Source organism: Agrobacterium sp. ST15.16.055, from assembly GCF_027956555.1.
Taxonomy (GTDB): Bacteria; Pseudomonadota; Alphaproteobacteria; order Rhizobiales; family Rhizobiaceae; genus Agrobacterium; species Agrobacterium salinitolerans.
Genome location: NZ_JAQKGN010000003.1, coordinates 150,798 through 169,534 on the forward strand (window position 1 = coordinate 150,798; position 18,737 = coordinate 169,534).

Here is an 18,737-nt window from a genome sequence, read left to right on the forward strand (position 1 = left end):
GAACCTGATGATGCTGACCGCCGGAATGACTAGTACATAATATGCGGAGGCGCGCGTGGAACCACACTGGCAAAGTCTCGGGAAGTTTGTGGCACGATGGCAACAGCAGCGAGCGAGACTTCGGCGTCATCCCTGAGGTTCGGGGCGAATGAAGCGAATTCGCTATAACGAAAGTCCGAACCGGTGTCGCGGGTCCTGCAGCCGAAATCGTTGCCGCTATCGCAAGCTTTTTCGCGAAGAGAAACCGAACGGCCCGGATCGACGCTCTGCAATCGCTCAAGGCGGCTGGTTTTGGAAAGGGTCTTGACGCCAGCCTGGGCTTGAAAGCCGATCATGACGAGCAGGCTCGCGACCACGATACCGATCAGCACTTGCGGATGGCGCCTTGAACTGCGGCCTTTCTCCATCCATGGCAAGTTGGCATCTCCTTGATCGTAAAGGTCTCTTTAAGCGTCACCGTTGAGCGAATATCGTGTTGATTTGTTTTAGGGGAAGCCTGACATGCTTGTCCAGCGCGCGTGCGGGAAAAAGCGCCGACCGTGTTCGATTCATTTTTGTTTTTGTGCGTTTGCGGCAAAGTGAGGGCGCCATTGGCTAAAAGCTTTTACAAATTTTACCGTTTGACGCCGTCGCCTTTGTTTCTTAACTTTCAAGCAAGGAATTAACCATAAAGATTGATGGTATTTCGACGGCGGAATGGGGTTCTCTCCCCTTCCAGGCATGACGCCGCACTGCCGTACCGGTGCCGATCCGGTATTTTCGTTTCTTGGTTCAAGAAGGTCTGGCAAGCGTCGATGCCGCATCGTCCGCGATGGGTATGTTCGTTCAAAAATCCCCTTAGGGTGCTGGCATTCTGAACCTTGGCAAAATTGGCCGGGTTTCGCCGGCCGTCATGTTGTTGGGGATGTCGGTTGGGGCAGGACTTGCCATCAGATCAAGCGCGCAGATCGGCAGGCGGAAGCCTGGCGGGACGGTTGCGTTTTGCCGGCCTCGACGAGACGCAGTCCGATTTCCTGCGCAGCTATCGCAGCATGCTGGAGCCTTACGTCAAGGCCGGGTTGCGGGACGTGATGACCCGTTTCCAGTCCATGCCGGACTGTTCCCCGTCTTTCGAAAGTGAAAACCAGCTCGAGCGCTTGCACGATCTGCAATCCTCGCACTGGAGCGTTCTGACCGATGCGCGTTTCGATGCGCTCTATGCAGAGCGCGTGAAGGTTCTTTCCGACAATGCCAGCCGCATGGGGCTCGATCCGCGCTGGCAGATCGCCAGCCATGCGGTGGTTCTGGAACATCTCGTCGGCGGGCTGGTGGCCGAACACGCACCGCGCTCCATCCTGCCCGGAAACCGCAAAAAGAGCCGCGAACTGGCGGAAGCGGTCAAGAATGTCGTCCGTCTGGTCATGGTCGATACCGAAATCGCCGTCTCGCTGCGCTTTAACGAATTGCGCCTGCGCCACGGCCGCGAACTGGCGCAACAGCGCGACAATGACCGCTCGGAAGCGGCGAGGTTGCTGGGCACGGCGCTGACGGCCTTTGCCGCGGGCGATTTGCAGGCCCGTATCGGCCGCGATGTGCCGGAAGCCTATCGCGATGTTGCGGCGTCCTTCAATGCGGCTCTGGAAACGATTGGCGCATCGCTGATCGAGGCACAGAGCAGCATCGGCGAGGCTGAGGCGCTGGGCGCGCGGTTTGCCGATATGGGCCGCTCGATTGCCGAGCGTTCCCGCCAACAGGCCGAAGCCCTTGTTGAAACCTCCCGCGCCATTCAGACGATGATCGAAAACGTCGCTGAAAACGGCGCGCGCATATCGGCCACGGAAACGGCCGTTTCCCGCGCCCGTGAGGCGGCGGTCGAAAGCGGCCGGGCGATCGGCGAGGCCATTGACGCCATGTCGGACATCGAACAATCCGCCGAACAGATCGGCAGGATCATCGGTACGATTGACGAGATTGCTTTTCAGACCAACCTTCTCGCCCTCAATGCCGGCATCGAGGCGGCGCGGGCGGGTGAAAGCGGACGTGGTTTCGCGGTCGTCGCGCAGGAGGTCCGGGCGCTCGCCCAGCGTTCCGCCGACGCTGCAAGGGAGATCAAGAGTCTCGTCGGCACCACGAAGACGCAAGTCGAGGACGGCGTGCGAATGGTCAACCGCACGCAGGACGCAATCGGCGGCGTCGTCCGGCAGGTCTCGGGCATTAACGACATGATCGCGGAAGTCTCCCGGCATACGGCCGAGCAGGCCGGCGAACTGCAATCGGTTGCCGCCGATATCGGCGAGCAGCAAAGGCAGGCAGGCCGGAACGCCGTCGATATCAGCGCGAGCGCCTCCGAGGCCGACGCGCTTCAAACCGTCATTCTCGAACTCGGCCGCACCGTCCGCGAATTCCGCATCGCCCGTCAGGGGCAGGCGAGAGCGGCGTCCGGCGCGGACCGGCAGGACGCTTCATTCATGGCCCGTGCGGATAACCGCCCGGATTACGGCCAGGATTACCAACAATTCAGACGTCAGGGAGTCATGTAATGGCAGCCAGAAAAGCAGCTGAGGCGACGCTGAAACTGTCACCGGTGCTGGATCTCAACGAAGCATCGGCCCTGCACGGCAAGCTGATGACGCTGAGGGGAGCACCTTTGTCGGTAGACGCGTCCGAGGTGGAGCGTATCGGTGCGCTTTGCGTCCAGGTCCTCATGGCCGGCGCGAAGTCCTGGGAAGAGGACGGCAAGCCCTTCGGTTTTGCCAGGGTGTCCGATGCATTCGACAAGACGATGAAACTGATAGGCGTCGATATTGACCATTTGCTCCCCAAGGAGATGCAAAAGTGAAGAAAAAAGTTCTTACCGTGGATGATTCCCGGACGATCAGGAACATGCTCCTGGTCACGCTCAACAATGCCGGTTTCGAAACCATTCAGGCCGAAGACGGCATTGAGGGTCTCGAAGTGCTCGAGCAGAGCAACCCCGATGTTATCGTGACGGACATCAACATGCCCCGTCTGGATGGTTTCGGCTTCATCGAGGGTGTGCGTCGCAACGAAAAGTATCGTGCGATCCCGATCCTCGTCCTGACGACCGAAAGCGACGCTGAGAAGAAGAACCGCGCCCGTCAGGCCGGTGCGACGGGCTGGATCGTCAAGCCGTTCGATCCCGCGAAACTCATCGATGCCATTGAACGCGTAACCGCCTGATACGGGACATTTCACGATGGATATGAACGAAATCAAGGAAATCTTTTTCCAGGAATGCGAGGAGCAACTCGCCGAACTGGAATCGGGGCTTCTTAAATTGAATGACGGCGACCGCGATCCGGAAACCGTCAACGCTGTTTTCCGTGCCGTTCATTCCATCAAGGGCGGGGCGGGTGCCTTCGGTCTCGATGATCTCGTGGCCTTCGCCCACGTTTTCGAAACGACCCTCGACTGTGTTCGCTCCAACAAGCTGGAACCGACACAGGATGTTCTGAAAGTCATGCTGCGCTCCGCCGACGTGCTGGCGGACCTGACCAATGCGGCAAGAGACGGCGGCAGCGTCGATGAAACCCGCACACGCGGCCTCGTCAAGGAACTGGAAGCGCTGGCGAACGGCGAGACCGTGCAGGTTTCCGCACCTGTGGCAGCGCCGGCTGCCGTCAAGGCGCCGCAACCCGTCGCACCCAAGCCGACGGATGAGAGCGGCTTCGAGCCGATCCCGTTTTCCTTCACCGACTTTGCCGACGAAACCACGCCGCTGATGGAGGCGCCGTCCTTCCAGATCACCTTCAAGCCGCATGCAGCGCTTTATTCGAAGGGCAACGAGGCAGCACTTCTCCTGCGCGATCTTTCGCGCATCGGCGAGATGAGCATCAATTGCGACCTGTCGGAACTGCCTTCTCTCGACAAGCTCGATCCTGAAACATCCTATCTCTCCTGGACGGTTTCGATCACGACCGACAAGGGCGAAGAGGGCATCCGCAGCGTCTTCGAATTCGCCGAATGGGATTGCGATCTGGAAATCGTGCCGGTTGTTTCGGACGTCGCAGACGATGCGGAAGAGCTTCCGATGATCCCGGTGCCGTTCGATCTTTCGGCCCTCGATAGCGGACCGGAAGAGCAGCCCGTTGTTGAAATCGCCAAGGCGGAAGCGCCTTATGTTGCCGCAGCCGTTGAAACGGCTGTCGCGACGACGCAGATCGCCCAGAGCGTCAATGCCGCCATCGAAAAGCGCGAAGCGGCGGCAGCGCCTGCCGCAGCCCAGGCGAACGCCAATGCTGCGGCCAATGCCAGCGCCGGCCAGACCATCCGCGTCGACCTCGACCGTGTCGACCGCCTGATCAACCTCGTCGGCGAGCTCGTCATCAATCAGGCGATGCTGTCGCAGAGCGTCATCGAAAACGATGCGAGCGGCACCTCCGCCGTCAATATGGGCCTCGACGAGCTGCAGCAGCTGACGCGCGAAATCCAGGACAGCGTCATGGCGATCCGCGCGCAACCGGTGAAGCCCGTGTTCCAGCGCATGTCGCGTATCGTCCGCGAAGTCGCCGACATGATCGGCAAGCAGATCCGCCTCGTCACCGAAGGTGAGAACACCGAAGTCGACAAGACGGTCATCGACAAGCTGGCCGAACCCCTGACGCATATGATCCGCAACGCCGTTGACCACGGCATCGAAACGCCGGAAAAACGCGAAGCAGCGGGCAAGAACCCGGAAGGCACCATCAAGCTTTCGGCCAAGCACCGTTCTGGCCGTATTCTCATCGAACTTCAGGATGATGGCGCCGGCATCAATCGCGAACGCGTTCGCCAGAAAGCGATCGACAACGACCTCATTGCTGCCGATGCGAACCTGACCGATGAGGAGATCGACAATCTGATCTTCGCGCCGGGCTTCTCCACGGCGGACAAGATTTCCGATATTTCCGGCCGCGGCGTGGGCATGGATGTCGTCAAGCGTTCCATTCAGGCGCTTGGCGGCCGCATTAACATCTCATCGCGCCCCGGCTTAGGCTCGACCTTCACCATGAGCCTGCCGCTGACGCTCGCGGTTCTCGACGGCATGGTGGTGACCGTCGCCGGCCAGACGCTGGTGGTGCCGCTGACGGCAATCGTGGAAACGCTGCAGCCGGAAGCGAAAAACATTCACTCCTTCGGTTCCAACCAGCGGCTGATCTCCATCCGCAACTCCTTCTGCCCGCTGGTCGATGTCGGCCGCGTTCTGAACTTCCGCCCGACCCAGGCCGATCCGGTCGAGGGCGTCGCCCTTCTGGTTGAATCGGAAGGCGGCGGCCAGCGCGCCCTGATGGTCGACGCGATCCAGGGTCAGCGTCAGGTTGTCATCAAGTCGTTGGAAGCCAACTATACCCATGTTCCGGGCATTGCCGCCGCCACCATTCTCGGTGACGGACGCGTTGCGCTCATCCTGGATGTCGATGCCATCGTCAGCGCCTCGCGCGGACAGCCCCTGAAGCAGGAAATGTCGCTTGCGGCGACAGGTTGAAAGCGGATCGTTCATGGCAGCACTTAATTTCAGCGATCAGCGCCAGTCTCCCGACGAGGTTCTTGCCAGCGGCGAATACCCGCTGACGAGACGCGACTTGTCGGAAATCGCGGCGATGATCTATGCCGATGCAGGCATTTATCTCAACGACACCAAGGCGTCGCTGGTCTATTCCCGCCTGTCGAAGCATATCCGCAATCTCGGCCTGTCGGGTTTCCGCGAATATTGCGCACTGGTGTCCTCGCCGGATGGCGCGCAGGCGCGGCGCGAAATGCTGTCGCATCTCACGACCAATTTCACCCGCTTCTTCCGCGAGAACCATCATTTCGAACATCTGCGTGACGAGGTCCTGCCGGGTCTCATCGCGCGGGCGAAGAGCGGCGGACGTGTCCGCATCTGGTCGGCGGCCTGCTCGGACGGGCAGGAGCCCTATTCCATCGCGCTTACCGTGCTCGCCATGTTTCCGAATGCGGCGGATTACGATTTCAAGATCCTCGCAACGGATATCGACCCGAAGATTTTGGCGCAGGCCCGGGCAGGGGTCTATGACGACAATGCGCTCGAAACCGTGTCTCCCGCCATGCGCAAGCAATGGTTCACGGAGGTCGATGCCGGCGGTCGCCGCAAGTTCCGCATCGATGACAAGGTCAAGCGCCTCATCACCTTCAACGAATTGAACCTGATGACGCAATGGCCCTTCAAGGGCAATTTCGACGTGATCTTCTGCCGCAACGTCGTAATCTATTTCGACGAGCCGACGCAGATGCGCATATGGTCGCGTTTCGCCGGGCTGCTTCCGGAAGGCGGTCATCTTTATATCGGGCATTCCGAACGCGTCTCCGGTGACGCCAAGAACCTGTTCGACAATACCGGCATCACCACCTACCGCTTCACTGGCAACGCTTCGGGGAGGAAGGCATGAGCGCACTCGCACGGGTACTCGTCGTCGATGATTCCCCCACCATGCGCGGCCTGATTTCGGCTGTCCTCAAGGCCGATCCGGAGGTTGAGGTGGTTGGGCAGGCCGGCAACGCCATGGAAGCGCGCGCCGCCATCAAGCAGCTCAATCCCGATGTCGTGACGCTCGATATCGAGATGCCCGAAATGAACGGGCTGGAATTTCTCGAAAAGATCATGCGCCTGCGGCCCATGCCGGTCATCATGGTCTCGTCGCTGACCCATCGCGGCGCGGATGCGTCGCTCGCCGCGCTTGAAATCGGCGCCTTCGACTGTGTCGGCAAGCCGGCGCCGGGCGATGCACGCCCTTTCGGCGATCTGGCCGACAAGGTGAAGGCCGCCGCCCGCTCGCAACACGCCGCCTACCGCGCGACGCGCCCGGACGCCGCCGCAGCGCCGCAGCCAACCCCGGTCAGTGAATATCGCGCAGGGCGCAAGGTCGTGGCCATCGGTTCCTCCACGGGCGGTGTCGAAGCGTTGATCGCCGTGCTGCAGAAGTTCCCGGCCAATTGCCCGCCGACCGTCATCACCCAGCACATGCCGCCGACCTTCACCAAGAGTTTCGCCGAACGGCTGAACCGCATCTGCGCGCCCGTGGTGGAAGAGGCAACGGACGGTGCGCGTCTGCAGACCGGCAAGATCTATCTTGCGCCAGGCGGCGAGCGCCATTTGCAGATCGCCAACCGGTCCGCACCCTGCTGCCGGCTTGTTGAGCGCGATCCCGTCAACGGCCACCGTCCTTCAGTCGACGTGTTGTTCGATTCGGTGGCTGAGCTTGCCGGTCGCAACGCCGTCGGCGTCATTCTCACAGGCATGGGCCGCGATGGCGCTGCCGGACTGTTGAAGATGCGTCATGCCGGCGCACGCACGGTCGGCCAGAACGAAAAAACATGTGTCGTCTACGGCATGCCCCGCGTGGCCTATGAACTTGGCGCCGTGGAACAGCAACTCCCGCTGGCCTCCATCGGCGAAGAAATCCTGAAACTAACCACTGCCCGCAAAGAAGGTGCTGACTAATGTCTCTCGCAGAAAAGATCAAAGTTCTGATCGTTGACGATCAGGTGACCAGCCGGCTGCTCCTCAGCGATGCGCTGACACAGCTCGGCTTCAAGCAGATCACCGCCGCCGGTGACGGCGAGCAGGGAATGAAGATCATGGAGCAGCAGCCCCATCATCTCGTCATTTCCGATTTCAACATGCCGAAGATGGACGGTCTCGGTTTCCTGCACGCCGTCAGGGCCAACCCGACCACCAAGAAAGCCGCCTTCATCATCCTCACCGCGCAGGGCGACCGCGCGCTGGTGCAGAAGGCGGCCCAGCTCGGCGCCAACAACGTGCTGGCCAAGCCCTTCACGATCGACAAGATGCGCGCCGCGATCGAGGCGGTTTTCGGATCGCTGAAATGATTGAAGCTGCGGCCAAGCGCGTACATATCATTCAGGGCGAGTACAAGGTCGTCAGCGATCCCGATGTGGTGATGACGACGATACTCGGCTCGTGCGTGGCCGCCTGTCTGAGAGATCCCGTTGCCGGCGTGGGAGGCATGAACCACTTCCTGCTGCCGGGAACGGGGAGCGTGACCGGCGGAGATGCGACGCGTTATGGCGTGCATCTCATGGAGCTTCTCATCAACGGGCTGCTGAAGAAGGGTGCGCGGCGCGACCGGCTGGAAGCCAAGGTTTTCGGCGGCGCCAAGACGATTGCCAGCTTCTCCAATGTCGGTGAGCAGAACGCCATCTTCGCCATGCAGTTTCTGAAGGACGAAGGCATTCCGGTCATAAGCTCCTCCACGGGGGGCGATCATGGTCGCAAGATCGAATTCTGGCCGGTCTCCGGTCGCGCCCGTCAACATCCGCTCAGCGGCGCGGAAACCCAGAAGACGGTTGCTCTGGAAACGCGTCCGGCGCCGGCCCCCAAGCCAGTCGCCAACGACATCGAATTTTTTTAGTCACGGAGTTTCCAATGCAGCTTGCAGAACCCACCGCCGCAACTCCGTTCGAAGAAGCCCTGCCGGATGTGCTGATGCGGGTGGTATCGGAACTGCACGATGTCGCCTATCTCATCGAGCGCATCGAACCGCAATTGCTTGATGTGACCAGCGGTCAATTGTCCGCCGACGGCGTAAAGCTTCTGCAGGGTATCGACCTGGCCGTGCAGAAGACCCGTGGCCTTGCCGAATTCATCGATACCATCACAGGCTCCATATCCAGTGAATGGATCGTGGATGTCAGCACCGCGCTCAGCCTGGTGAAGCTGGCCGAGATGCAAAAAGCCCTTGGCGCTGCCTACCGCCACGGCCACTCGCAGCCCCTGGACAAGGCCTCGGGCGACTTCGACTTGTTCTAGAGCAGATCTGCGTTTCCTGCCTTCCCGCGCGGAATGCGGAGAAAGGCAACGCTCGCGCAAGCTTCGCACCCTATTGTCATTACGGGGCCAAAAGGTCTCGGACTCTATGAATGACGGTGCGGAACAGAATGAATCTGTTAAATCAAATCCCTCAGGTCTTGAAGAATGTCGCGGCGCTGGGGCAGACGCGGCTGCTGATGTTGGGCGGCGTGGGCGTTGTATCCATGGCCATTATCCTCGCGGCGGCTCTTTATGTGAACCGTCCCGCTTACGAGACCCTCTATGTGGGGCTTGAAAAGAGCGACCTCAACAAGATTAGCATTGCGCTCGCCGAGTCGGGTCTCGACTTTCAGGTGGGAACCGATGGCTCCAGTCTTCAGGTCCCCGTCGGGCTCACGTCCAAGGCGCGGCTGCTTCTGGCAGAACGCGGCCTGCCTGACAGCGCCAATGCCGGTTACGAGCTTTTCGACAATGTCGGCTCCCTCGGTCTGACCTCCTTCATGCAGGAAGTGACACGCGTTCGCGCCCTTGAGGGCGAGATCGGCCGCTCCATCCAGCAGATCGACGGCATCGCGGCTGCACGCGTCCATATCGTCATGCCTGACGTCGGCAATTTCCGCCGAGGCGAACAGAAGCCCACCGCATCGGTGATGATTCGCGCCAGTGCCTCGGCCGGCCGCAAGGCGTCCGCATCCATCCGTCACCTTGTCGCCTCGGCGGTTCCCGGCCTTGAAGTCGATGATGTGACCCTGCTTGATTCGACAGGTCAGCTTCTGGCTTCCGGCGACGATGTCACCAATGCCGCCATGAACCGTTCGCTGACGCTAGCGCAGAATGTGCAGCAGGAAATCGAAACCAATATCGACAAGGCGCTGGCGCCTTTCCTCGGCATGGACAATTTCCGCTCCAGCGTCACGGCCCAGCTCAATACCGACAGCCGCCAGATCCAGGAAACCGTCTACGATCCGGAATCGCGCGTCGAGCGCTCCGTGCGCACGGTAAAGGAAGACCAGAAGTCCCAGGAAACGCAGCCGGACACGGCCGCGACCGTGGAACAGAACGTACCGCAGGCTGCACCCCAGGGCGGCGGCGGCGGCCCGCAGTCCTCCGACCAATCGGCCAAGAAGGAAGAACAGACCAATTACGAGATCAATTCCAAGACGGTAGCCACGGTCAAGAACGGCTACACCGTCGAAAAGATTTCGGTCGCAGTCGTCGTCAACAAGGGCCGGATCGCCAAGATGGTCGGCGAGCCAGCCGATCAGGCGAAGATCGACGCCTATCTTGCCGAAATGCAGAAGATCGTCACCTCGGCAGCCGGCATTTCTTCCGATCGTGGCGACATGGTCACCCTGACGGCAATGGACTTCCTCGAAACGCAATTGCTGGACGAGGCCGCAACCGGACCCGGCGTCATGGAAGTGCTGAGCCGCAATTCCGCAGGTATCATCAACTCGCTCGCCTTTGTCGCCGTCGCCTTCCTTGTCGTCTGGCTCGGTGTGCGCCCCCTGGTCCGCACGGTGACCGGCAACGCCGCCGCCGGTCAGCTCAGCCAGGAGGCCGCCGGTCTCGAACTACCGGATTTCTCTCCCGGCATGGATGCGGGCGCAGGCGGTCTCATGGAAGGTTTCGGGGCGGATTTCGGCTTCGACAGCACCGACGACCTTCTGGCAGGAAACGATGGCGAGGGCACATTCAACCGCCGGGTGCGCGAAGGGCCGGAACGCAGGCTCTCCCGCATGGTGGAAATCAGCGAGGAAAGAGCCGCCAAGATCCTGCGCAAATGGGCGGTGGAAAAAGCAGCATAATATCGAAAAGGCCGGTTTTACCCGGCCTTTTTCCGTTTTTGGGCTTTTTGCTATGCTTGGCGGGCGAGCCGTGGCAATCTCGTTTCGGGGCAGTGTTTACAAAAAATTCAGCAACGATACAGTTTGCTGGGAATTGGCTGAGAATGCCGTTTATGGATTGAACAGCTTTTCAGTATGTTTTTTTAGTAATAGACGAGCAGGGAAATACGTGGAAAGGCTGTTGTCAGCTAATGGCAAATCCCAGTCCGTTCCATAAAATGAAGTGATTCGGTCTCCGGGGGCTTGCCGTCCCATTTTGGTAAGTTCTCGAATGGAATGATTCCATCCCGAGGTATAATCTCCCACTGGGAGCAAGAGGGCGTAGGCGATTGAAAGTCGATGTTGATATCCGCAGGCTGTCTGCCAAGCCTATGGAGGGCATGGGTAAGCCCTTGCCGCGCGATCAGCTTGCTAAAAACGTCGCAGCCACGGCTGCTGCCGGTAACGTTGCAGGCGCACTGGATCTGCTCGTAACCTACGCTGGCGCCTCGCACTATCTGCTGGCGCGCGATGATCTTCTCGAAGAAACCGGACTGAAATTCATCGTCACGTCCGACTGGCCTTTCGATCTGGTCCGCAGGCTGGGTATTGAACTCACCAACAGCCAGAACCGGTCTAGCGAAATGGAGAAATGCCTTTCGCTGCTTCAGCCACGATTGCTTCTCCTGCCCGACGACGTTCTGGTTCCCTATGGCATAGACAGGCAATATTCGGCACTGTCCTTCTGCGTGGGCCGCATCCGCCTTTCCCTTCTGCTGTTGTTTCCGGAAGAAGCGGTTCCGTCACCGGAGCGTCTTAGGGAAATCGCCCTGTTGACGGGCTATTGCGTCAGTTTCGGCATTGCCAGCGAAGCAAAGACCGTTCGCGATATCGATCTCACGGAGCGCGAGCTCGAATGCCTGTTCTGGATCGCGGAAGGCAAGACGAGCGATGAAATTGCGATGATCCTTGGCATTTCGCGCAATACGATCAATAATTACATTACAAGCGTGATGCGGAAAACCGCGACGAAAACCCGCTCGGAGGCAATTGCCTACGCCGTGCGCAACAACCTCGTATAATGGTCGGACGGATGGTACAGACGAAAGACACTGAGGGTACAGGTCAAATGGGCATGTTTTACCGCAGCCCTGTCGTGACGAGCCGGTCGGATCTTTTTCCGAAGCTTGTCGCCATGCAGAAGCTGGTTGGCGCGCGCAACTTCGTGGTCACGAAGGCTGCCGCTTCCGGTTTCCCCAACAAGAAGAAGATGACCTGCGAGCTGGAAAACTGGGGCATGAATGCCGCAGAGCAGAGCGCGCAGTTCATCCGCGCCGTCGGCGACATTCTTCTCGATCATATCGAGACATCGCTCCTGCCGGTCATCTGGCGCAACAAGAACGCCGGCGGTTTTGCCGACCTTCCCGATGTGCCTGCACTGCTGCGCCGCATCGAGAACGACATATTGCCCTATGCGGGGCTTGCGCTTCCGGTTCGACTCGGCACCATTGGCAATGGTTACATCGTTTTCTGCGGCACCAACCTCGTTCTCGACAATGAGGTCGTCATCGAACAGCACATCAAATGCTGTGAAATCATGGTGGACATGCTGGCGCTGGACGAGCGCAAGGCGGCGCCTTCCGAGGCGCTGAGCGAGAGGGAAATCGCCTGCCTGCAACTGGCGGGGGACGGCCGTATCAGCGAAGAGATCGCGGTCAAGCTCGGGCTTTCCGTGCACACCGTCAACGCCTATCTCGGCTCGGCGACGATCAAGCTCGATAGCGTCAACCGCATCCAGGCGATCGCCAAAGCCATCCGGCTCGGTTATATCCACTGATGGTGAACGGGTTTCCCGTGCCGTAAACCAGTCGTTTCGGGCCGCTCCATTGCCGTATATGGGCCGGGGACCGGCGGTTTCCTGTATTTCGCGTTTTTTAACAGTTGCCAGCTAAAACTGTCGCAGGTTTGGCTTTGGGGAACTGTTTCATGCATAACCGCCTCTTTAAGTCCGTTGCTGGAAAGGTCGTCGCACTGACGATCGGCATGATCGCGCTCAGTGTGGCGGCAGTTGGGTTTTCGACCTACATTCGCTTGAAGGACAACATTATCACCACCGCCTTGCGCGACACGCGCGGCGCGATGCGCAGCATGGCTATCCTCTACGAGATGAAAGTCGGCGGCGTCGCTCTTGAACTGGTCGAAGCGGAGTTGAAGAGTGTCGGCCGCGCCAGTATCGGGACATTGCGCGACAACGATCTCGTCGATCGCACGGCCGCAGCAAACGGAGGCATCGCCACCGTCTTTGAAACCAGGGCCGGGGATTACGTCCGTCTAACCACCAATCTGAAAAATGAAAAGGGCGAACGGGCAACCGGCACGAAACTCGCCGCCGATCACCCTGCTTTCGCGAAAGTCTCGAAAGGCGAATCCTATTTCGGTCCCGCCACACTTTTCGGCACCAACTACATGACGGGTTACATGCCCGTTTTGAACAAGACAGGCGCAACCGTTGGCATCCTGTTCGTGGGTGTTCCCATGGAAGTTTACAATGCGCAGATATACAGCCTGCGTGACCTGATGCTGATCTGTGGCGCGCTCGCCATGCTTGGCGTCGGATTGCTCGCCTATTTCGTCATCAAGCGCACACTTCAGCCGCTTGGCAAGTTGACCGATGCGGTGAAATCGCTTTCGGACGGTAATCTCGACACACAGATTCCCTACGCCGCCAACACCAATGAGTTCGGTAATATCGCCCGCGCGCTGGTAATTTTTCGCGAGAACGCGATCGAGAAACTGGCGATTGAGGGCAAGAGCGCCGAGGAACGCTCCGCAGCCGAGTCCGAACGTTCTCGCAACGATGCCGAGAAGCAGGAAATGGATAGCCAGATCGAATTTGCCGTCAGCGAGATTGCTTCCGGTCTCGGCAGGCTTTCGCGTGGCGATCTGAGCCGCACGATCGAGACGCCTTTTGCGGGCCGCCTTGACCGCCTGCGCACGGACTTCAACGAATCCCTCGTGAACCTGCGCGATGCGCTGGGGCAGATCCGCGAGCGCACGCTTATCATCCAGCATAGCGGCTTTGAAATCGAGCAGTCGTCGGTCGATCTGTCGAAGCGTACCGAAAATCAGGCCGCTTCGCTGGAAGAGACCGCCGCCGCCGTAGATGAAATCACGGTTACCGTCAGATCATCGGCCGAGCGGGCGCGGGAGGCGAATGAGGCCGTCCTCGTCACCAAGCGGAGCGCCGACAGTTCCGGTTCGGTCGTCAGCAACGCCGTGGACGCCATGGGCCGCATCGAAGACGCCTCGCGCAAGATCGAGCAGATCATCGAGGTTATCGACGACATCGCCTTCCAGACCAATCTTCTCGCGCTCAATGCCGGCATCGAGGCCGCGCGTGCGGGCGAGGCGGGCAAGGGTTTTGCTGTTGTAGCCCAGGAAGTGCGCGAGCTTGCCCAGCGCTCCGCCGACGCGGCCCGCGAGATCAAGCAGCTCATCAACCAGTCGACGCATGAGGTCAGCTCCGGTTCGAAGCTGGTGCAGGAGGCGGGGACGGTTCTTTCCGCCATCAGCCAGCAGATCGTGACCGTCAGCCAGCATGTCGAAACCATCGCAACGGCAACGCAGGACCAGTCTTCCGCGCTTCACAACGTCAACAGCTCCGTCAACCAGATGGACCAGATGACGCAGCAGAATGCGGCGCTTGCCGAACAGTCGAGTGCGGCCAGCCGGGTACTGTCCGGTGAGGTGGAAGCGCTGCTCGATCTGGTGCAGCGGTTCCAAATGGAGCAGGGGGCAGTGGCCGGCAAGGATCGCTACAATCAGGCGGCCTGATACCTCTGTTTTTTTGAAGGCCAATACCGCTCCCGGATCGCAAGGTCCGGGAGTTTTTATTCGGCCGCCGCCCGCGCCGTGCTGGAAATCTGGTTGATATAGGCTCGGAGCGCCGCCGGCTTGACCGGTTTGTGCTGAACCGAAATCCCGTATTTCTCGGCATCGCTGCGCACTTCCGGGCTGCGGTCCGCCGTCACAAGCAGGGCGGGGATCGGCTTGCCGTAAAATGTCCGGATGAGACGGATAGCGCTGATGCCGTCGCCATCGTCCAGATGGTAATCGGCAACGATGACGTCGGGTGCTGCGGCCAAAGCGAGGAAGGGTTCCTCCAGCGTCGCCACGGAACCAGCGGGTAAAACCTCGCAACCCCATCCCGTCAAGAGCAGAGTCATGCCCTCGAGGATTTTCGGCTCGTTGTCGATGCAAAGGACGCGGACGCCCTGAAGGCGGTCGCTGGCTGCGGGACCGATTGTCCCGCCATCGGTTTTGGCCGGTTCGAGGCGGTCCGCTTCGCGCGGCAGGTGAATGCGGAAGGTCGTGCCTTTCCCGGGGGTGGAAATCAGCTGTACCGGATGGTGCAGCATGCGCGACAGCCGGTCGACGATGGAGAGACCGAGCCCGAGGCCGGATGCCGTTTTGGCGCCTTCGTCCAATCGGGCGAATTCCTTGAAGACGGTGCGAAATTTGGATGAGGGGATGCCGATACCGGAGTCCGTCACCTGAATGACCACTTCGCCGCCCCGGCGGCGCGCACCGACGATCACCTTGCCCCTCAACGTATATTTGATGGCATTGGAAACCAGATTTTGGATCAGACGCCGCAGCAGATTGGGATCGGAGCGGACCGTGAGCGAGGTCGGCATGACGACAAGGTCGAGGTTCTTCTCCTGCGCCATCGGTGCGAAATCGGTTTCGATGCGTTTCAGCAATTCATTCAGCGGCACCGATGTCATGCGGGCCTTCATCGAGCCGGTGTCGAGGCGGGAAATATCGAGAACCGCACCGAGAATGGTTTCGACCGATTCCAGCGCCGAATCGATATTGTGGACGAGATCGCTTTCTCCCGATGCGCCAAGCCGCTCGACCAGAGAGGAAGAATAGAGGCGGGCGGCATTCAGCGGCTGGAGAATATCGTGGCCGGCGGCGGCGAAAAACCGTGTCTTGCCGATATTCGCCTCGTCGGCGGATGCCCTCGCTTCCGCCAGTTCGCGGTTGACCCGGGTAAGCTCCACGGTTCGCTCCGCCACGCGCTGCTCCAGCGTCTCGTTTGCCTGTTTCAGCGCCTGATCGCTCGCCACACGCTGGGTAATATCGGTGAAGGTGGCGACGATGCCCTTGTCCGGCATGGTGTTGGAGCGCACTTCGATGATGCGTTCGCCGCCCGCCAGCACCAGCGAGAACGGCAGGTCCATGGTCAGGAAGCTGGTAATCAGCTCATTCGTATCGCCGTCAGGCATGTCGCCGCGTTCCTGCAGCATCGAAACGATATCCGTGAGCGGTACGCCCACCTGCCCGAATTGCTCGGGCAAATCCAGAAGGGTGCGGAAGCGCCGGTTCCAGATGGTCAGCTGCTGCGAACTGTCGAAAACCGCAATGCCCTGATCCATCTGGGCCAGCGCCGTCTGCAGCATGTCCTGATTATATTGCAGGGCCTCGCTTGCCTGGTCGAGCAGCCATGCCGTGTCGGCGCTGGTGTCTTCCGCCTTCTGAAGAATGATCGAGAGCACAAGGCGGGCGGAAGAGGAGCCGATGGCGCTGCCCAGCAGCTGTTCGGAGAAATGGATCAGCGCCATATCCGCCGGCTGGTCGTCATTCAGTTTCCTGCCCGCCGTCTTTTCATAGGTGGCGAGTGACCGCAGCATGCGCTCCTCGCCGAGATAACGGGCGACCGCGCTTTTGAGATCGCCGACGCTGACACGGGTTTTCCAGCCGCGCGTGGCGAATTGCGATTTGGAGTGGCGCTTGACGAAGATGCCGGACTGGATGCGCTCCACCGGCCTCGGATTGCGCGAAAGCGAGCCGAGCACAAAGGCAAGGCTGTTGACGAGCAGGCTGAGAATGACCGCATTCACGAATGGATCGGCTTCAGGCCCGTTGAACACCGTGCTGCCGGAAAACAGGAAGCCGAGAATATTTGCGGCGACTTCGGAATTATCCGGTCCGCCGAAGCTTGGCAGGAACAGCAGATAGGCCCAGACGAAAAAACCGGAAGTCAGCCCGGCGATTGCGCCGCGCGCATTGGCGCGCCGCCAGAACAGCCCGCCGAACAAAGCAGGGGCCATCTGGGCAATGGCGGCGAATGCGAGAAGGCCGATGGAGGCGAGGCCCGTGGCGCTGTCGGCGGCGCGATAATAGCCATAGCCCAGAAGCAGCACCGCAAAGATTGCCGTCCTGCGGATGTTGAGCAGCGTCTTGGCGAAGTCGTCCCGGTGCGGCGAACGGTTCAGCAGCTTCTGCCGCAGGAAGATCGGCATGACGATATCGTTGGAAATCATGATCGATAGGGCCACCGAAGCGACGATCACCATCGCAGTCGCCGCCGAAAATCCACCGATGAAGGTGATCAGCGACACCACCGGCATCTGATGATTGAGCGGCAATTGCAGCACGTAGAGGTCGGCGTCGCCATTGGCGCCGAGCGTCAGAATGCCGGCCAGCGCAATCGGCAACACGAAGATATTGATCGCGACAAGGTAGAGCGGCAGCAGGAACCCCGCCATGCGCAGCTCTTGCGGCGTGCGGTTTTCAACCACGGTAACGTGGAACTGGCGCGGCAGCAGGATGATGGCGAAGCAGGAAAGCAGCGTCATCACGACCCAGCGGCTGACGGGCGTGTGATGGGATATGGCCCGCATGGCCTGTTCGTTGTCGGAGGCCAGCTGCCACAGATGCACGGGGCCGTCGAAAAGCACGAAGAGCACATAAAAGCCGACGGTGCACATGGCGACAAGCTTGATCAGCGATTCCATCGAAATCGCCAGAATGAGCCCGTCCTGATGTTCGGTGGCATCGGTGTGGCGTGTCCCGAACATCACGGCAAAACCCGCCATGACAATGGTGACGACCAGCGGCAGATCGAGGAAATAAAGATTGCCGCTGCCAATGCCGTAATCGCCGGGATCGACCATCGTCGCGACCGAGCTGGAAACGGCTTTCAGCTGCAGCGCGATATAGGGAATGGCGCCGACGAGAGCGATGATGGCGACGATCATCGCCACGGTGGAGTTCTTGCCGTAACGGGCGGCAATGAAATCCGCAACGGACGTCAGCTTTTCCGTTTTCGCCAGTTCGACGATGCGGCGGATGATCGGCATGCCGATGGTGAAGGCAAGGATCGGACCGGTATAGATGCCAAGAAATTCCAGCCCCCTGTCTGCCGCGAGCCCCACACCGCCGAAATAGGTCCAGGAGGTGCAATAGATCGCCAGGCTGAGCGCATAGACGAACGGGCGCCCCTTGTTCGGAGCGTTTCTCTTACGGCTCTTCCTGTCCCCATAGCTTGCAACCGCAAACAGCAGCAGGACGTAAGCGAAGGCCGAACCGAATATGATCCACCCAGGAAGCACGCATCCTCCCCATGCAGGAATTCCTTGATATGAGCATAGGCGAATTCTTCGCCGTTGAGAATGAGCGCGGTCTGAGCATAAAGTTCAAGGTGAGCGTGCAGAAAAGCTAATAAATGCAATCCCGCGGATTCCAAATGATGCCCGGACCTTATATGGTTCCATCCGTAGGGACAGTCACATAGCTTCAGCTCGCGAAGCAGGAGAGAGGGACAATCTGAATGCTTAACGAATTTAAAACCTTCATTGCCCGCGGCAATGTCATGGATCTGGCCGTGGGTGTTATTATCGGTGCGGCTTTCAGCAAGATCGTCGACTCCGTCGTCAACGATCTCATTATGCCGATTGTTGGCGCGATCTTTGGCGGTTTCGATTTTTCGAACTACTTTCTGCCGCTGAGTTCCAATGTCAACGCCACGTCGCTCGCCGCCGCCCGCGATCAGGGCGCCGTCTTCGCCTACGGCAACTTTCTGACGGTTCTCATCAACTTTCTTATTCTTGCCTGGATCATTTTCCTGATGGTCAAGGGCGTCAACAAGCTTCGTGATTCCGTTGAACGCAAGAAGGTAGAGGAAAAGCCGGCAGCTGCCCCGCCGCCGGAAGACGTCAGGCTCCTGACCGAAATCCGCGATCTTTTGAAGACGCGCTGATCCGGTTACGCCCGCCTTTATCCGCCGGCCTGTAGTGGCCGGCGGTTTCCCGTTAGCGCCGATCCATAAAGAAAATCCATGATCGCCTCACGGAATA

15 protein-coding genes and 2 pseudogenes are annotated in these 18,737 nt (G+C 59.8%); 14 read left to right on the forward strand and 3 right to left on the reverse strand.

The window, feature by feature from the left end; genetic code table 11:
* Positions 1-29 precede the first annotated feature (29 nt).
* Positions 30-407, reverse strand: a complete 378-nt coding sequence (locus PL599_RS06730; protein ID WP_269823356.1) for a hypothetical protein — start codon at positions 405-407, stop codon at positions 30-32.
* Positions 408-923: 516 nt separating this feature from the next.
* Between PL599_RS06730 and PL599_RS06735 the strand changes: the two genes are divergently transcribed.
* From PL599_RS06735 to PL599_RS06795, 13 genes are all read left to right on the forward strand, one after another.
* Positions 924-2,519, forward strand: coding sequence for a globin-coupled sensor protein (locus PL599_RS06735; RefSeq protein WP_244614243.1), 1,596 nt, complete (start codon positions 924-926; stop codon positions 2,517-2,519).
* Positions 2,519-2,818, forward strand: a complete 300-nt coding sequence (locus PL599_RS06740; protein ID WP_077985403.1) for an STAS domain-containing protein — start codon at positions 2,519-2,521, stop codon at positions 2,816-2,818. Before PL599_RS06735 ends, PL599_RS06740 begins: the two co-directional genes overlap by 1 nt.
* On the forward strand, positions 2,815-3,180 hold the full coding sequence (cheY1, locus tag PL599_RS06745; protein ID WP_003493773.1) for a chemotaxis response regulator CheY1: 366 nt from the start codon (positions 2,815-2,817) through the stop codon (positions 3,178-3,180). Before PL599_RS06740 ends, cheY1 begins: the two co-directional genes overlap by 4 nt.
* Positions 3,181-3,196: 16 nt before the next feature.
* Positions 3,197-5,464: a chemotaxis protein CheA gene (locus tag PL599_RS06750; RefSeq protein ID WP_269823355.1), complete on the forward strand. Its 2,268-nt coding sequence runs from the start codon at positions 3,197-3,199 to the stop codon at positions 5,462-5,464.
* A 13-nt stretch (positions 5,465-5,477) separates the two neighbouring features.
* Entirely contained in the window at positions 5,478-6,386 is a 909-nt protein-coding gene (cheR, locus tag PL599_RS06755) for a protein-glutamate O-methyltransferase CheR (protein ID WP_137409749.1), read from the forward strand.
* A complete protein-coding gene (gene cheB / locus PL599_RS06760) occupies positions 6,383-7,438 on the forward strand; it encodes a protein-glutamate O-methylesterase CheB (RefSeq protein ID WP_269823354.1) in 1,056 nt (351 codons plus the stop codon). Before cheR ends, cheB begins: the two co-directional genes overlap by 4 nt.
* On the forward strand, positions 7,438-7,827 hold the full coding sequence (gene cheY2 / locus PL599_RS06765; RefSeq protein WP_003503467.1) for a chemotaxis response regulator CheY2: 390 nt from the start codon (positions 7,438-7,440) through the stop codon (positions 7,825-7,827). Before cheB ends, cheY2 begins: the two co-directional genes overlap by 1 nt.
* The gene (gene cheD / locus PL599_RS06770) at positions 7,824-8,369 is read left to right on the forward strand and encodes a chemoreceptor glutamine deamidase CheD (RefSeq protein ID WP_077985407.1); all 546 of its coding nucleotides are present in this window, start codon (positions 7,824-7,826) and stop codon (positions 8,367-8,369) included. Before cheY2 ends, cheD begins: the two co-directional genes overlap by 4 nt.
* A gap of 14 nt (positions 8,370-8,383) precedes the next feature.
* The gene (gene cheT, locus PL599_RS06775) at positions 8,384-8,767 is read left to right on the forward strand and encodes a chemotaxis protein CheT (RefSeq protein ID WP_077985408.1); all 384 of its coding nucleotides are present in this window, start codon (positions 8,384-8,386) and stop codon (positions 8,765-8,767) included.
* A 128-nt stretch (positions 8,768-8,895) separates the two neighbouring features.
* A complete protein-coding gene (fliF, locus tag PL599_RS06780; RefSeq protein ID WP_165691365.1) occupies positions 8,896-10,575 on the forward strand; it encodes a flagellar basal-body MS-ring/collar protein FliF in 1,680 nt (559 codons plus the stop codon).
* Positions 10,576-10,943: 368 nt separating this feature from the next.
* Positions 10,944-11,675: a transcriptional regulator VisN gene (visN, locus tag PL599_RS06785; protein ID WP_162520460.1), complete on the forward strand. Its 732-nt coding sequence runs from the start codon at positions 10,944-10,946 to the stop codon at positions 11,673-11,675.
* 53 nt (positions 11,676-11,728) lie between these two features.
* On the forward strand, positions 11,729-12,430 hold the full coding sequence (gene visR, locus PL599_RS06790) for a transcriptional regulator VisR (RefSeq protein WP_162520484.1): 702 nt from the start codon (positions 11,729-11,731) through the stop codon (positions 12,428-12,430).
* A gap of 149 nt (positions 12,431-12,579) precedes the next feature.
* The gene (locus PL599_RS06795) at positions 12,580-14,427 is read left to right on the forward strand and encodes a methyl-accepting chemotaxis protein (protein ID WP_269823353.1); all 1,848 of its coding nucleotides are present in this window, start codon (positions 12,580-12,582) and stop codon (positions 14,425-14,427) included.
* A 56-nt stretch (positions 14,428-14,483) separates the two neighbouring features.
* Here the strand turns inward: PL599_RS06795 and PL599_RS22835 are convergent.
* Together PL599_RS22835 and PL599_RS06800 are read right to left on the reverse strand one after the other, a co-directional pair.
* A pseudogene (locus tag PL599_RS22835) lies at positions 14,484-14,867 on the reverse strand (response regulator); the annotation flags it as partial.
* A gap of 74 nt (positions 14,868-14,941) precedes the next feature.
* A pseudogene (locus tag PL599_RS06800) lies at positions 14,942-17,993 on the reverse strand (sensor histidine kinase); the annotation flags it as partial.
* Between the two features lie 218 nt (positions 17,994-18,211).
* On the opposite strand from PL599_RS06800, the gene mscL reads away from it, so the two are divergent.
* Positions 18,212-18,640 carry a large conductance mechanosensitive channel protein MscL gene (gene mscL, locus PL599_RS06805; RefSeq protein WP_077985413.1) on the forward strand — a complete coding sequence of 143 codons (429 nt, stop codon included), beginning with the start codon at positions 18,212-18,214 and terminating at the stop codon, positions 18,638-18,640.
* Positions 18,641-18,737: the final 97 nt, after the last annotated feature.

What these genes read in the sequence shown, in the direction of transcription:
- PL599_RS06730 (WP_269823356.1), bottom strand. Translation starts at nt 407, where the DNA reads ATGGAGAAAGGCCGCAGTTCAAGGCGCCATCCGCAAGTGCTGATCGGT.
- PL599_RS06740 (WP_077985403.1), top strand. Translation starts at nt 2,519, where the DNA reads ATGGCAGCCAGAAAAGCAGCTGAGGCGACGCTGAAACTGTCACCGGTG.
- PL599_RS06750 (WP_269823355.1), top strand. Translation starts at nt 3,197, where the DNA reads ATGGATATGAACGAAATCAAGGAAATCTTTTTCCAGGAATGCGAGGAG.
- cheR (WP_137409749.1), top strand. Translation starts at nt 5,478, where the DNA reads ATGGCAGCACTTAATTTCAGCGATCAGCGCCAGTCTCCCGACGAGGTT.
- cheB (WP_269823354.1), top strand. Translation starts at nt 6,383, where the DNA reads ATGAGCGCACTCGCACGGGTACTCGTCGTCGATGATTCCCCCACCATG.
- cheY2 (WP_003503467.1), top strand. Translation starts at nt 7,438, where the DNA reads ATGTCTCTCGCAGAAAAGATCAAAGTTCTGATCGTTGACGATCAGGTG.
- cheD (WP_077985407.1), top strand. Translation starts at nt 7,824, where the DNA reads ATGATTGAAGCTGCGGCCAAGCGCGTACATATCATTCAGGGCGAGTAC.
- cheT (WP_077985408.1), top strand. Translation starts at nt 8,384, where the DNA reads ATGCAGCTTGCAGAACCCACCGCCGCAACTCCGTTCGAAGAAGCCCTG.
- fliF (WP_165691365.1), top strand. Translation starts at nt 8,896, where the DNA reads ATGAATCTGTTAAATCAAATCCCTCAGGTCTTGAAGAATGTCGCGGCG.
- visR (WP_162520484.1), top strand. Translation starts at nt 11,729, where the DNA reads ATGTTTTACCGCAGCCCTGTCGTGACGAGCCGGTCGGATCTTTTTCCG.
- PL599_RS06795 (WP_269823353.1), top strand. Translation starts at nt 12,580, where the DNA reads ATGCATAACCGCCTCTTTAAGTCCGTTGCTGGAAAGGTCGTCGCACTG.
- mscL (WP_077985413.1), top strand. Translation starts at nt 18,212, where the DNA reads ATGCTTAACGAATTTAAAACCTTCATTGCCCGCGGCAATGTCATGGAT.